This is a genomic window from Massilia sp. KIM (assembly GCF_002007115.1).
Taxonomy (GTDB): Bacteria; Pseudomonadota; Gammaproteobacteria; order Burkholderiales; family Burkholderiaceae_D; genus Telluria.
This window is the reverse complement of record NZ_MVAD01000001.1, coordinates 826,020-839,141: the sequence shown is the minus strand read 5'-3', so window position 1 is coordinate 839,141 and position 13,122 is coordinate 826,020. Positions and strand designations below refer to the sequence as shown.

Sequence of the window (13,122 nt, the reverse complement as noted above, 5' to 3'; positions counted from 1 at the left end):
GATCAGCGCAGGGCGGCGGTGATGCAGACCTCCACCAGGCATGCGGGGTTGGCCAGCTTGGCCTCGACGGTGGCGCGCGGCGGGGTGTGGCCCTGGGCGACCCACTCGTCCCACACGGCGTTCATGCCGGCGAAGTTGGCCATGTCGGAGATGAAGATCTGGCACATCAGGATGCAGGTCTTGTCGCTGCCGGCCTCGCCCAGCAGGCGGTCGACGTGGCCCAGCACCTCGCGCATCTGGCCTTCGATGCCCTGCGAAGTGTCTTCCGCGATCTGGCCGGCCAGGTAGATGGTGCCGTTGTGGATGGCGGTTTCGGACAGGCGCTTGCCTACGTGGAGTCGTTTGATTTCCATGGTTGCTTTCGTTGCTTTGGTTGTTTTATCTAGCGTTGCTGACGGCCGGCTGAAGTCGGGACCCGACCCTCAGCCGGTCAAAAATTCTTTCGCGATGGCGATCTGGTCCTCGTGCAGGAAGGTCGGCGCATGGCCGACGCCCGGAATCTCGACCAGGCGCGGCTTCGGCCCGCGCTGGGTCATCTGCGCGGCGGTCTCGGGCGAGAGCAGGTCCGAGAGTCCGCCGCGCACCAGCAGGGTCGGGCAGCGGATGCGGTCCCAGGCGGCCCACAGCTGGGCCTCGTCGCTGGCGGCGCGTTCCGGCGTGATCGCCTTGAACGGCTGGGCCAGGCCCAGGTCGTAGTGGCGCACCCACTGGCCGTCGGCGTCCTGGCGCAGCACGTCGCTGGCGAGCTTGCGCCATTCCTCATCGTCGTGCGGGCCGAAGGACAGCGACACCGCCTTGACGTACTCGGCGCCGGCCTCGAAGCTGGGGAAGCGGATGTCCTGGCCGATGTACTCGCCGATGCGCTGCATGGCGGCCTGGTCGAGCACCGGGCCGATGTCGTTGATGACGAGTTTCGTGATCGGGCTGTCTTCGCAGGCGGCCAGCATCATGCCGATCAGGCCGCCCATCGAGGTGCCGAACCAGTGCACCTCGTCCGTGTCGCCGGGCGCGGTGACGCGGGCGATCAGGGTGACCATGTCGTGCACGTACTGCTGCACCGTGTAATAGGCCGGGTCGCGCAGGCGGCCGGAGCGGCCGCGGCCGACCACGTCGGGGCAGACCACGCGGTAGTCGCCGCACAAGGCCTGGGCCAGGCGGTCGAAGTCGTCGCCCACGCGGGTGACGCCGTGCACGCACACCAGCACCCTGGTGTTGGTCGGATCGCCCCATTCCTTGTACGCGACCCGGTGCAGTCCGGCAGGCGAGCAGCACTGCACGTGTTTTATCCTGGGTTCAGACATGGGGCGCTCCGTGGTGACAAAATTGGTCTCTTCTACACTGCAATGCACCATTCTACCGGGCGTTGCGATTAGAATTCTACCAATTCTGAGGAAGCTTCCCCGATCACCACACATAGAGGACACAATGAAATCCACCATGCTAAGCGGTAAAACAGCGCTCGTCACCGGTTCGACCTCGGGCATCGGCCTGGGTATCGCGCGCGCATTGGCCGAAGAGGGCGCGAATATCGTGCTCAACGGGTTCGGCGACGCGCAGCAGATCGAGAAGCTCTACACCGACATGGGGGCGGAATTCGGCGTGCAGACGGCCTATCACAATGCCGACATGTCCAGGCCCGAGCAGATCGAGGAGATGATGAAGTTCGCCACCGCGCGCTTCGGCGGCGTGGACATCCTGGTCAACAATGCAGGCATCCAGCACGTCGCCCCGGTGGAGGAGTTCCCGGTCGAGCGCTGGGACGCGATCATCGCGATCAACCTGAGCTCGGCCTTCCACACCACGCGCCTGGCCCTGCCCGCCATGAAGCAGAAGAACTGGGGCCGCGTGATCAACCTGGCCTCGGTCCACGGGCTGGTGGCCTCAGCCCAGAAGTCGGCTTACGTGGCCGCCAAGCACGGCCTGGTGGGCTTCACCAAGGCCGTCGCGCTGGAGACGGCGCAGACCGGCGTGACCTGCAACGCGATCTGCCCGGGCTGGGTGCTGACCCCGCTGGTGCAGAAACAGGTCGACGACCGCGCCGCGCGCGAGGGGCTGAGCAAGGAGGCGGCACGCCGCGCCCTGCTGGCCGAGAAGCAGCCCTCAGGCGAGTTCGTCACGCCCGAGGAACTGGGCGCGCTGGCCGTGTTCTTCTGCAGCCCGGCCGGCGCCCAGGTGCGCGGCGTGGCATGGAACATGGACGGCGGCTGGGCCGCGCAGTAAGGCGCACAGTAAGCCGCACAGTAAGCTGCGCAGTAAGCCGCGCAGTAACCCGCGCAGTAACCCGCGCAGTAACTGAGCCCGACGGGGCTCAGGCGGCCTGCAGGCCGCCGCTGCGCTCGAGCGCGGCCAGGTCGTCGAAGCCGCCGACGTGGCGCTCGCCGATGAAGATTTGCGGCACGGTGCGCCGCCCGGTGCGCTCGATCAGTTTCTGGCGCTCGGCCGCATCGAGGCCGACGTCGATCTCGGTATAGGGAATCCCCTTCCCGGCCAGCAGGCTCTTGGCCATGCGGCAGTAGCCGCAATAATCGGTGGTATAGATGGTCACGCTGTCCATGACGTCCTCCTTCTTATGGATGAGGACTCCAGTCTAGGCGGGTCCCGGCCCTTGCGCCATGCGCGAGGCGCGCTACAATTTGCCCGATCGTCTCAGCCCTCGCCCATGGATACCCTCAGCCGCCTGCTTTCCCTGTTCTCCCTGCGTACTTCGCTCGACATCCGCTGCGCCCTGGCCGCGCCCTGGGTGCTGGAGCATCCGGCATCCGAGCCCGGGGTCGCGCCCTACCACCTGATCGTGGACGGCGCGGCCTCGGTCGAGATCGGGGGCAAGCGGGTCGAGCTGCGTGCCGGCGACATCGTGGTCTTCCCCCAGGGCGGCGCGCACCGCCTGCATGCCGGCCCCCCGGAGGGCGCCACGCCGATCCACGAAGTGCCCGGCCCCGACCTGGTGCGCTGGAAGGCCAACCACGGCAGCGGCGAACTGACCGGCATCCTGTGCGGCCAGTTCGTGTTCGACGATGGCGCGCGCCGGGTGCTGCAGCGCGCCCTGCCCGACACCATCGTGGTGCGCACCGCCGGCCGGCCCGACTTCGCCGGCCTGCACGCCCTGATCATGATGCTGAGGAACGAGACGGACAGCGCGCGCCCCGGCGCCAGCGCGGTCGTGGCCCAGCTCTCGGCGGCGCTGTTCGCGCTGCTGCTGCGCGCCTGGCTCGACGAGGCCTCCACCACGCCCGGCCTGTTCGCCCTGCTGGCCGACCGCCGGCTCGGGCCGGCCATGCAGAAGATGCTCGAGCATCCCGAGAAGGCCTGGGTGATCGAAGACCTGGCCGAGGCCTGCTTCATGTCGCGCGCCACCTTCGCGCGGCTGTTCCGCAACGTGGCCGGCGTGACCCCGCTGGACGCCCTGACCCAGCTGAGGATGGCCCAGGCGGCGCGCTGGCTGGCCCAGGACACGCGCCCGGTGGCGGTGATCGGCGAGGCGGTCGGCTACCAGTCCGAGGCCGCCTTCAACCGTGTGTTCAAGCGCAGCCACGGCGTGGGACCGGGCGAATACCGCAGGGCGGCGCGAGCGGCCGCCTGATCATGCCGCCAGAGGCGCCTGGTTTGCGCGCCGACAGCGCCGCGCTCCGCTATGATGCCGTCTTCACGACAACCATGAGCAGGCCACCATGCGCACCCGGACCCGACGCTTCTTCCTTGCCGCTATCTCCCTGTGCCTGACGGCGGCCCACGCGGCCCCTCCGGTGAACGATGGTCCGGTCCTGCTGGTCCCCGAGCGGGTCTGGACCGGCGATGGCGCGCCGCAGCGCGGCTGGGGCGTGCTGGTGACCAGGGGCCGCATCGAGGCCGCCGGGCCGCTCGACGGCATCAAGGCGCCGCCCGACGCCGAACGCATCGCCTTGCCGGGCAAGACCCTGATCCCGGGCATGATCGACCTGCACTCGCACCTGCTGCTGCATCCGTATAACGAGACCACCTGGGACGACCAGGTGATCAAGGAGCCGGTCGCCTACCGCATCATGCTGGCCGCGAAGCATGCGGCCTCCACCTTGCAGTCCGGCTTCACCACCCTGCGCGATCTCGGCACCGAGGGCGCGGACTACGCCGACGTCGGCATCAAGCGCGCCATCGACGAAGGCGTGGCGCCGGGGCCGCGCCTGTTCGTCGCAACCCGCGCGATCGTGGCCAGCTACAGCTACGGGCCGGCGGAGCGCAGCTACCGGCCCGACATGGAGCTGCCCTACGGCGCGCAGCCGGTGACCGGCGTGGTCGAAGCGGTGAAGGCGGTGCGCGAGCAGGCGGCGCGCGGCGCCGACTGGATCAAGATCTATGGCGACTACCGCACCGGCATCGACGGCAGCACGCGCCCGACCTTCACCATGGACGAACTCAAGGCGATGGTGGAAGCGAGCCACGTTAGCGGACGCAAGGTGGCGGTGCATGCGAGCAGCGACGAGGCGATCCGGATGGCGGTGCTGGCGGGGGCCGACACCATCGAGCACGGCTACGGCGCGTCCGAAGCGAGCTTCAGGCTGATGGCCCAGCGCGGCGTCGCCTATATCCCGACCCTGAGCGCGCCGGAGGCGATCGGCGAATACTTCCAGAAGCACGTGCGCGGCGGCGCGCCGACGCCGGCGATGCAGCAGGCCGAGCGCGCCTTCCGGCTGGCGCGCAAGCTCGGCGTGAGGATAGGCCACGGCAGCGACGTCGGCGTGTTCGCGCACGGCAGCAGCGCACGGGAGCTCGCGTGGATGGTCAGGCTGGGCATGACCCCGGCCGAGGCGCTGCAATCGGCCACCAGCGGCGCGGCCGCGATCCTCGGCAAGGAGAAGGAACTGGGGAGCATCAAGCCCGGCCTGCTGGCCGACCTGGTGGCGGTGGACGGCGATCCGACCGCCGACATCGCGGCCGCCGGCAAGGTCGCTTTCGTGATGAAGGGCGGCGCCGTGGTCCGCCGCTGAGCCGGCGCGCCTGCGCTTGTGCGGAAGAGCGGCGCAGCCGGCTCCACGACCAGTTATCACAGTCGTCTATCTCCCTTATAGCCTGTCTTTCTTATGGCTTGGGGATTTCCACAATAGCTAGTCATGTCATATTCAACGATGATGGGCCTCATCACCAATATCGTTGAAGAGTCGCCATGAAAAAGCCCTTCTATAAAATCCTGTACGTCCAGGTGCTGTTCGCCATCTTCCTGGGCGTGCTGCTCGGGGTCTTCTATCCAGAGCTCGGCACCAAGATGAAGCCTCTGGGCGACGGCTTCATCAAGCTCATCAAGATGATCATCGCCCCCGTCATCTTCTGCACGGTGGTCGCCGGCATCGCCGGCATGCAGGACATGAAGAAGATCGGCCGCGTGGGCGGCAAGGCCCTGCTCTATTTCGAGGTCGTCTCGACCTTCGCCCTGGCCATCGGCCTGGTGGTGGCCAACGTGGTCAAGCCGGGCGCCGGCTTCAACGTCGATCCGGCCCACCTCGACACGAAATCGATCGCCCAGTACACCGCCAAGGCGGAGCACCAGAGCACGATCGACTTCATCATGAACATCATCCCGAACACCTTCATCGATGCCTTCGCCAAGGGCGACATCCTGCAGGTGCTCCTGATCGCGATCCTGTTCGGCTTCTCGCTCTCGCTGATGGGCGAACGCGGCCGCCCGGTCACCAAGCTGATCGAGGACTTCTCGCACGTGATCTTCGGCATCGTGAACATCGTCATGAAGGTCGCTCCGCTGGGCGCCTTCGGCGCCATGGCCTTCACGATCGGCAAGTACGGCATCGACTCGCTGCTGCCGCTGGCCAAGCTGATGGGCTCCTTCTACCTGACCTGCTTCCTGTTCGTGGCCGTGGTGCTGGGCTTCATCGCCAAAATGACCGGCTTCTCGATCTTCCGCTTCATCGCCTACATCAAGGAAGAATTGCTGATCGTGCTGGGCACCAGCTCGTCGGAGAGCGCGCTGCCGGCCCTGATGCGCAAGCTGGAACGCCTCGGCTGCTCCAAGCCCGTAGTCGGCCTGGTGGTCCCCACCGGCTACTCCTTCAACCTGGACGGCACCAACATCTACATGACCATGGCCGCCCTGTTCGTGGCCCAGGCCACCAACACCGACCTGACCCTGACCCAGGAACTGACCATCCTGTTCGTGGCGATGCTGACCTCGAAAGGCGCATCGGGCATCACCGGCGCCGGCTTCATCACCCTGGCCGCGACCCTGGCCGTGGTGCCGACCATTCCGGTGGCGGGCATGGCCCTGATCCTCGGCATCGACCGCTTCATGAGCGAAGCCCGCGCGCTGACCAACTTCATCGGCAACGGCGTCGCCACCGTGGTGGTGTCGAAGTGGGAGAAGGAACTGGACAGCGCCCGCATGGACGACGTGCTGCATGGCCGCACGGTGGTCGAGGACGACAAGAGCCTGAGGGAAGTGCGCGAAGCCGCCTGACGCGCTGCGCCCCCGAACAGACCGCACCCCAGGGTGCGGTCTTTTTTTTGGGGCGCGCGCCCTCGCGCTAGCCGTCAATCAGCCCGCGTAATCGAAGCCGTTCTCGATGCTGCCGACCACCTGGGCCACGTTCTCCGCGCTTTCGCTGAAGGCGGCCAGCATCTCCGCGCGGTCGAAGTTGGCCTTGAGCGCCTCGACCCAGTAGGCCTTGCCGGCGGCGTCGGGCGCGCGGTGCAGTATGTTGGCGTAGAGCGCGGACACGAAGGCGTCGTTGCTCGGTTCGACGCCGTACTTCCTTTCGAACTCGGCGCTCTGGATGAAGGCGCGCGCCACGCTGGACAGCCCGGCGCCGGCGTCCATTTGCTTGAGCCAGAACCCGAGCCCCGATTCGTCCGGGCGGCGGTCGAGGGCGGCCTGGTAGAGGCGGTAGGCCTGGCCGGCCACGCCGTTCACGTCCAGCGCCACCGAACGGTCGGCGAAGTCGATGCGCTCGACATTGGCCAGGGAAATGCGCTCGCCGCCAGGGGTGCTGAGCACGAAGCCGGTGTCCGCCTTGCGCACGGTGTAGCCGGCGCGCTCGCCGTCGAACACCAGGTGATCCGGCCCGCCGCGGCCATCGACCAGGCCCGGGAGCGCATCGCGCAACAGGTCCGCGCCCTCGGTGCCGGCGCGCACGGTGTCGAGATTGCCGGCGCCCATCACCTGGGCCACGCCGTTGACGCGGAAGCTCTCGAGGGCGTACTGCACCGGCGCGCCGGCGTCGATCGCTTCCAGCACGATCTCGAGCGCGGCCCCGGGCGCCAGATCGCCACTGCCGCTCACCGTCACCCTTCCCTGCGCGTTCACGATCGCGGGCAGGCTGGCGCTGGCCGCGCCGCTCACGCTCGCCTCCACCACGCGCAGCTTGGCCGGGTCGAAGGCCAGGGTGGCCGCGTAGGAGTCGACGCCCTTGGCGGCCCAGTCGGGCGAGGTGAGCGACACCACGAACCTGCCCTCGCCCGAGGGCGCGGCCGATGGCGTGGCGGCCGCCAGGGCGGGCCGGTCGAGCACCGTCATCGCGGTGTTGATGCCCATCTGCTGCAGTTCCAGCGCCGAGTAGATCTTGTAATTGCCCTTGCCGTCGCCCAGCTGGACCGTGAGGATGTTGTAGGTGCCTGGCGTCGCCGCCTGGGTCAGCTTGAAGCGGTCCACGCCGAATTGCGGGCTGGCGTCGAGGAAGTTGTCGCCTTCCGAATAGCGCCCGATGTACAGGCTGTCCGACAAGCCATCGCTCAGCGCGAGCTTGCGGTCCAGGGTCACGATCACGCTGTCCACGCTCTTGCCGCCGGGGTCGCGCGCGCTCACGGCCAGGGTCTGCGGCACGCCCGACTGCAGGGACACGGTGCGCGGCAGCCACAGGTCGAGCAATTCGGGTGGCGTGTCGTCCGCCCCGCCGCCGCTGACCTTCATGGTGGTCGAGGCCCCCATCGCCTCCAGCTCCCAGCCCTGCACGGTGCGGGAATTGCCGGCGCGGTCGGTGATGGTGACGTGGCTGACGCGGTAGTCGCCGGGCGGGGTCGCGGGGTCGAGCTCGAACACGCGCGTGGCCTGGTTCGGCGTCGCGTCGCGGAAATCGTCGTTGGTCAGGTAGTTGCCGAGGTTGAGGAAACTCGAGCGGTAGCCCTCGGTCGCCAGCGACTGGTAGAACCACACCGTCACCAGTTCGATGCCGCTGCCGTCGCCATCCGTGGCCTGCACCGTCAGCGGCAGCGGGGCCGGACCGTTCGACAGGTCGACCGTCGCCGGCAGGCTGAGGCCGGTCAGCACGGGGGCCGTCACGTCCGCCGCGCGCCCGGTCACGGCCAGCGCCGTGTTGATCCCCATCGCTTGCAGCTGCTGGGTGTCGTACTTGGCGACGTTGCCGGCCAGGTCGGTCACCCACACCGATTCGACCGTGTAGTTGCCGACCGGGGTCGCTTCGCGCAGGGTGAAATCGGCCGAGGCGACCGCCGGCGTGGCGTCGCCGAAGCCGTCCGCCGACCAGGAATAGCCGAACTGCAGCATCGTGGTGCTGGAGGCGCCGGCCACGTCCAGCGGCCTGTTCATCCACAGGCTGACATAGGCGACGCCCGAGCCGTCGGCCCCGTCTTCGGCCTCGGCTACCAGCTTGAAGGGCTGCGGGCCCGGCCCGATGTCGATCACCGATGGCAGGACGAATCGTTTGAGGACGGGTGCTTTGTTGTCGGCCATGGCGGAAACGCTCGATAAAATCTGACAAGTATAACTGTCCGATTGGCGGGAATCATCACCGATACTCACGGCCATGCGCGGCGCATGAAGCATGCGCACGCATCGAAAACTTGTAGACATGCCTGTCTAGACCAACTACTCTAGACCTGTCCGAACCACCTGGAGGAAAGCATGCCGCGCAGCACCGATACCCCCAAACCGACGCCGGCCGAACTGGATCTGCTGCAAGTGCTGTGGCCGCTGGGCGCCGCCACCGCCAAGCAGGTGCACGAAGCCATGCTCGCGACCCGGCCCGAGGTCACTTATGCCACCGTGCTGCGCCTGATGCAGGTCATGCACGGCAAGGGCCTGCTCACCCGCGACGAGAGCGAACGCTCGCACGTCTACGCCCCGGCCCATGCGCGCGACGCGCTCCAGACCAATCTGCTCAAGGACCTGATGCAGCGCGCCTTCGCCGGCTCGGCCAAGGCCCTCGTGCTGGCGGCCCTCAAGAGCGGGATCTCGAACAAGGAGCGCGAGGAGATCGAGAAGCTGCTGCGCGAGGCTCCGCCGGAGGACAAGGCGTGAGCGCCCAGGCCTTGGTCGCGGCCCTCGGCTGGACCCTGCTCGACTTCCTGTGGCAAGGCGCCATGATCGGCGTCGAGACCGCCCTGGCCCTGTTCGCCCTGCGCCGCGCGCGGCCCCAGGCGCGCTACCTCGTTCTCTGCCTGGGCCTGCTGGCCTGCGTCATCTGGCCCGCCTTCAGCCTGGTCCAGCGCCTGGGCGAGGCCGCCGGCGGCGGCGGCTTCGGCCCGCTGGCCGGCATGCAGGGCGGCGCCGGCGCGGCCGGCGCGGGCTGGGAGGGCCTGGTGCGCGCCCACCTGGCCTGGATCGTCCTGGGCTGGGCTGCCTGCGCCGGCGCGCTCGGTCTGCGCATGGCGGCCGGCCTGCTGTGGATACGGCGCGCCGCCCGCGGCAAGGGCGATCCGGCATGGCAGGCGCGCCTGGACCGCCTGGCCGGCGAATTCGGTATAGGGCGCGCGGTCCGCCTGCGCGTGGTCGAGCACCTGGCCAGTCCGCTCACGGCCGGCTGGTGGCGTCCGGTGGTGCTGGTGCCGGCCTCCCTGGTGTCGGGCATGTCACCCCATCTGCTGGAAGCCCTGCTGGCCCACGAACTGGCCCACGTCAAGCGCCACGACTACCTGGTCAACCTGTGCCAGAACGTCGCCGAGGCCCTGCTCTTCTATCACCCGGTCGTGTGGTGGCTGTCGCACCGCATCCGGGTCGAGCGCGAACTGATTGCAGACGATATCGCGGCAAGGACGCTCGGCGAACCGCGGCGCTTGGCACTTGCCCTTTCCGAGCTGGAAAAACTCCAGTTCTCAACCCACCACCTGGCCCAGGCGGCCAACGGAGGAGATCTCATGTCCCGCATCAAACGACTGCTACGTCCCGACGCGAAGGCGTCCAACTGGAAGGCGGCCATCCCCGCCCTGGGGCTGGCCGCGATGAGCGTTGCGGTGTTCGCTCAGGCGGCGCCGGCCGCGCCCTCGAAGGCCGACACCACGGCGATCGCCGATTTCGCCAGCTGCGCCAAGCCCCACTACCCTGAACAGGAGCTCAAGCAAAACCACGAAGGCACGGTCACCATGCAGTTCCGGGTCGGGGTCGACGGCAGGGTCAAGGAATCGAAGCTCAGCCAGTCTTCCGGCTACCCGGCCCTGGACGAAGCCGCGCTCACGGCCCTGGTCAAGTGCCGCTTCTACCCTGCCCGCACGGCCGGGCAGCCGGTCGAGGACTGGACCCAGGTCAAGTACGTCTGGGTCAGCAAATAAGCGCCGAGCCATCCTCGGACGGCCGAAAAAGAAACAGCCCGCGAAGGACGCTTCGCGGGCTGTTTGACATTGGGGAGCGGAATTAGCCGCCCTCGCAAGCTTTATACGCCGGACACGTCCAGCTCGCAGCCGGTGGCCGCCAGGACCTGCTCCTTGCTCACGCCCGGGGCCAGTTCCAAGAGCTTGAGTCCGACCTCGCTCACATCGATCACGCCGAGGTCGGTGATGATGCGGTCGACCACGCCCACGCCGGTGAGCGGCAGGTCGCACTTCTTGAGGATCTTGTGGCTGGTCGAGCCGTCCTTGGCGGTGGCGACGTGCTCCATCACCACGACCACGCGCTTGACGCCGGCCACCAGGTCCATCGCGCCGCCCATGCCCTTGACCATCTTGCCCGGAATCATCCAGTTGGCCAGGTCGCCGCGCTCGGACACCTGCATCGCGCCCAGGATCGCCAGGTTGATCTTGCCGCCGCGGATCATGCCGAAGGAATCGGCCGAACTGAAGTAGGCGGCGCCCGGCAAGGCGGTCACGGTCTGCTTGCCGGCGTTGATCAGGTCGGCGTCCACCTCGTCCTCGGTCGGGAAGGGACCGATGCCGAGCAGGCCGTTTTCCGACTGCAGGAAGACTTCGATGTCTTTCGGCACATAGTTGGCGACCAGGGTCGGCAGGCCGATACCCAGGTTCACATAAAAGCCGTCCTGCAGCTCCTGCGCCGCGCGCGCGGCCATTTCATCACGAGTCCATGCCATGTTCTGTCTCCGAAGGTGTTCTCAGTTCGTGCGCACGGTGCGCTGTTCGATGCGCTTTTCCGGCGTCGGGTTGTGGACGATGCGGTGCACGAAGATGCTGGGGGTGTGCACCTGGTCGGGATCGATCTCGCCGATCTCGACCAGCTTCTCGACTTCCACGATGCAGACCTTGCCCGCGGTGGCCACGTTCGGGTTGAAGTTGCGAGCAGTCTTGCGGAACACCAGGTTGCCGGCCTTGTCGGCCATGTAGGCCTTGACCAGCGACACGTCGGGCACCAGGCTGCGTTCCAGCACGTAGTGCTCGCCGTCGAATTCGCGGGTTTCCTTGCCATCGGCGACGATGGTGCCGTAGCCGGTCTTGGTGTAGAAGGCCGGGATGCCGGCGCCGCCGGCGCGCAGTTTTTCGGCCAGGGTGCCTTGCGGGGTGAATTCGAGTTCCAGTTCGCCGGCCAGGAACTGGCGCGCGAACTCCTTGTTTTCGCCCACGTAGGACGAGATCATCTTCTTGATCTGACGCGTCTCGAGCAGCTGGCCGAGGCCGAAGCCGTCGACGCCGGCGTTGTTGGAGATGGCGGTGAGGTTCTTCACGCCGGAGTCGCGCAGCGCCGCGATCAGCGCCTCAGGAATGCCGCACAGGCCGAAACCGCCCACGGCGATGGTCTGGCCGTCTGCAACGATGCCGGCCAGTGCCGACTTCGCATCAGGATACACTTTGTTCATACCCGTCCCTTTTATCGATTAAGCCGAAAGCTCTTCTGTACTTCAAGAGTAGATTCTCAGCATAAAATACGCGGCAGCCAAGCACAATACCGTAGAAATACGGCCCCGCGCCCATGAACACAGCAGTCGATCCAGCTCAGATGAACGCATCCTACAGTATCGATTACGAGATGATTTTCCAACACGCGCCGGTGGGCATGTGCGTCTCGGTCAATCGCGTGATCCAGACCTGCAACGGGGCCCTGGCCGCCATGTTCGGCTACGAGCGCGGGCAACTGGACGGGCAGTCCTTCAGCGTGCTGTATCCGACCATGGACGAATTCCTGCGGACCGGGGATAGGATTATTCCGATCATGAATGCGAAGGGACGCTATTCGGACGAGCGGATCATGCGGCGCGGCAATGGGGAACTGTTCTGGTGCCACGTGACGGGACGCGCCCTCGATCCGGCCGAGCCGCTTGGAGCCGGCGTGTGGACCTTCGAGGACGTGAGCGAGAAGCGGCCGGTGACGGCCGAGCTGACGCCGCGCGAGCGCGAGATCGCGGCCCTGCTGGTCGAGGGCAAGACCTCGAAGATGATTGCGCGGGACACCGATTTGTCGCCCAGGACGGTGGAGATGCACCGGGCCAGCCTGATGCGCAAGTTCGCGGCCTCGACCTCGTCGGAACTGGTGCACAAGCTGGTCGGCGTGGCGCGCTAGGCGGGGCAGGCGGAATCGGGGTGGCCCTATCCGCCATGATGCGTCTAGACCTCCGAGGGCAGCTGGGCGCGCAGGGCTGGCGGCAGGGGCGCCGACTTCTGCTTTGCGAAATCGACCCACACGACCTTGGCCACGCCTTCGGCGTGCAGGTCCCCCGCCTCGCCGTCGGTCCCCACCAGGCGGATCTCGTGCGACACTTCCACGCTCGAGCGGCCCGGCGGCGCCACGAAGGTGCGGACCTCGATCTCGCCCGGATAGGTCAGCTGCTTGAGAAAGTTCATCGACGCATTCACGATCACCGGCCCTTCGCCGCGCGGGTCGGGCAAGCCGCCCACGCTCTCCAGCCAGGCGATCCGCGCCGATTCGATGTAACGGAAATAGTTGGTGTTGTTGACGTGACCCATGGCGTCCATGTCACCCCAACGGATGGGCATGCGCATTGCATGCACGAACTGCTTACTGCTCAT

14 protein-coding genes are annotated in these 13,122 nt (G+C 67.3%); 7 read left to right on the top strand and 7 right to left on the bottom strand.

The window, feature by feature from the left end; all coding sequences use genetic code 11:
• Window positions 1-2: 2 nt before the first annotated feature.
• Both B0920_RS03780 and B0920_RS03775 read right to left on the bottom strand, forming a co-directional pair.
• Window positions 3-353, bottom strand: a complete 351-nt coding sequence (locus B0920_RS03780) for a RidA family protein (protein ID WP_078031228.1) — start codon at window positions 351-353, stop codon at window positions 3-5.
• Between the two features lie 69 nt (window positions 354-422).
• Complete coding sequence (locus B0920_RS03775; protein ID WP_078031227.1) at window positions 423-1,301, bottom strand: alpha/beta fold hydrolase; 879 nt, start codon at window positions 1,299-1,301, stop codon at window positions 423-425.
• Between the two features lie 124 nt (window positions 1,302-1,425).
• Here B0920_RS03775 and B0920_RS03770 point away from each other — a divergent pair, with 124 nt between their 5' ends.
• On the top strand, window positions 1,426-2,220 hold the full coding sequence (locus tag B0920_RS03770; RefSeq protein WP_078031226.1) for a 3-hydroxybutyrate dehydrogenase: 795 nt from the start codon (window positions 1,426-1,428) through the stop codon (window positions 2,218-2,220).
• An 88-nt stretch (window positions 2,221-2,308) separates the two neighbouring features.
• On the opposite strand, the gene grxC is transcribed toward B0920_RS03770, so the two are convergent.
• The gene (gene grxC, locus B0920_RS03765; RefSeq protein ID WP_078031225.1) at window positions 2,309-2,554 is read right to left on the bottom strand and encodes a glutaredoxin 3; all 246 of its coding nucleotides are present in this window, start codon (window positions 2,552-2,554) and stop codon (window positions 2,309-2,311) included.
• A gap of 105 nt (window positions 2,555-2,659) precedes the next feature.
• On the opposite strand from grxC, the gene B0920_RS03760 reads away from it, so the two are divergent.
• From B0920_RS03760 to B0920_RS03750, 3 genes are all read left to right on the top strand, one after another.
• Window positions 2,660-3,580, top strand: coding sequence for an AraC family transcriptional regulator (locus tag B0920_RS03760; protein WP_078031224.1), 921 nt, complete (start codon window positions 2,660-2,662; stop codon window positions 3,578-3,580).
• A gap of 88 nt (window positions 3,581-3,668) precedes the next feature.
• A complete protein-coding gene (locus tag B0920_RS03755) occupies window positions 3,669-4,961 on the top strand; it encodes an amidohydrolase family protein (RefSeq protein ID WP_078031223.1) in 1,293 nt (430 codons plus the stop codon).
• A 176-nt stretch (window positions 4,962-5,137) separates the two neighbouring features.
• Window positions 5,138-6,439, top strand: a complete 1,302-nt coding sequence (locus B0920_RS03750; protein WP_078031222.1) for a dicarboxylate/amino acid:cation symporter — start codon at window positions 5,138-5,140, stop codon at window positions 6,437-6,439.
• 78 nt (window positions 6,440-6,517) lie between these two features.
• Here B0920_RS03750 and B0920_RS03745 read toward each other — a convergent pair whose 3' ends face one another.
• Window positions 6,518-8,668: a DUF4214 domain-containing protein gene (locus tag B0920_RS03745; RefSeq protein ID WP_143745636.1), complete on the bottom strand. Its 2,151-nt coding sequence runs from the start codon at window positions 8,666-8,668 to the stop codon at window positions 6,518-6,520.
• Window positions 8,669-8,839: 171 nt separating this feature from the next.
• Here B0920_RS03745 and B0920_RS03740 point away from each other — a divergent pair, with 171 nt between their 5' ends.
• The gene (locus tag B0920_RS03740) at window positions 8,840-9,235 is read left to right on the top strand and encodes a BlaI/MecI/CopY family transcriptional regulator (RefSeq protein WP_078031220.1); all 396 of its coding nucleotides are present in this window, start codon (window positions 8,840-8,842) and stop codon (window positions 9,233-9,235) included.
• The gene (locus B0920_RS03735; protein WP_078031219.1) at window positions 9,232-10,482 is read left to right on the top strand and encodes a M56 family metallopeptidase; all 1,251 of its coding nucleotides are present in this window, start codon (window positions 9,232-9,234) and stop codon (window positions 10,480-10,482) included. Before B0920_RS03740 ends, B0920_RS03735 begins: the two co-directional genes overlap by 4 nt.
• Window positions 10,483-10,583: 101 nt before the next feature.
• Here B0920_RS03735 and B0920_RS03730 read toward each other — a convergent pair whose 3' ends face one another.
• A complete protein-coding gene (locus B0920_RS03730; RefSeq protein WP_078031218.1) occupies window positions 10,584-11,234 on the bottom strand; it encodes a 3-oxoacid CoA-transferase subunit B in 651 nt (216 codons plus the stop codon).
• A 21-nt stretch (window positions 11,235-11,255) separates the two neighbouring features.
• The gene (locus tag B0920_RS03725; protein WP_078031217.1) at window positions 11,256-11,954 is read right to left on the bottom strand and encodes a CoA transferase subunit A; all 699 of its coding nucleotides are present in this window, start codon (window positions 11,952-11,954) and stop codon (window positions 11,256-11,258) included.
• 140 nt (window positions 11,955-12,094) lie between these two features.
• Between B0920_RS03725 and B0920_RS03720 the strand changes: the two genes are divergently transcribed.
• Window positions 12,095-12,655, top strand: coding sequence for a PAS and helix-turn-helix domain-containing protein (locus tag B0920_RS03720; protein ID WP_078031216.1), 561 nt, complete (start codon window positions 12,095-12,097; stop codon window positions 12,653-12,655).
• A 44-nt stretch (window positions 12,656-12,699) separates the two neighbouring features.
• Here B0920_RS03720 and B0920_RS03715 read toward each other — a convergent pair whose 3' ends face one another.
• Window positions 12,700-13,122, bottom strand: a complete 423-nt coding sequence (locus B0920_RS03715) for a thioesterase family protein (protein WP_078031215.1) — start codon at window positions 13,120-13,122, stop codon at window positions 12,700-12,702.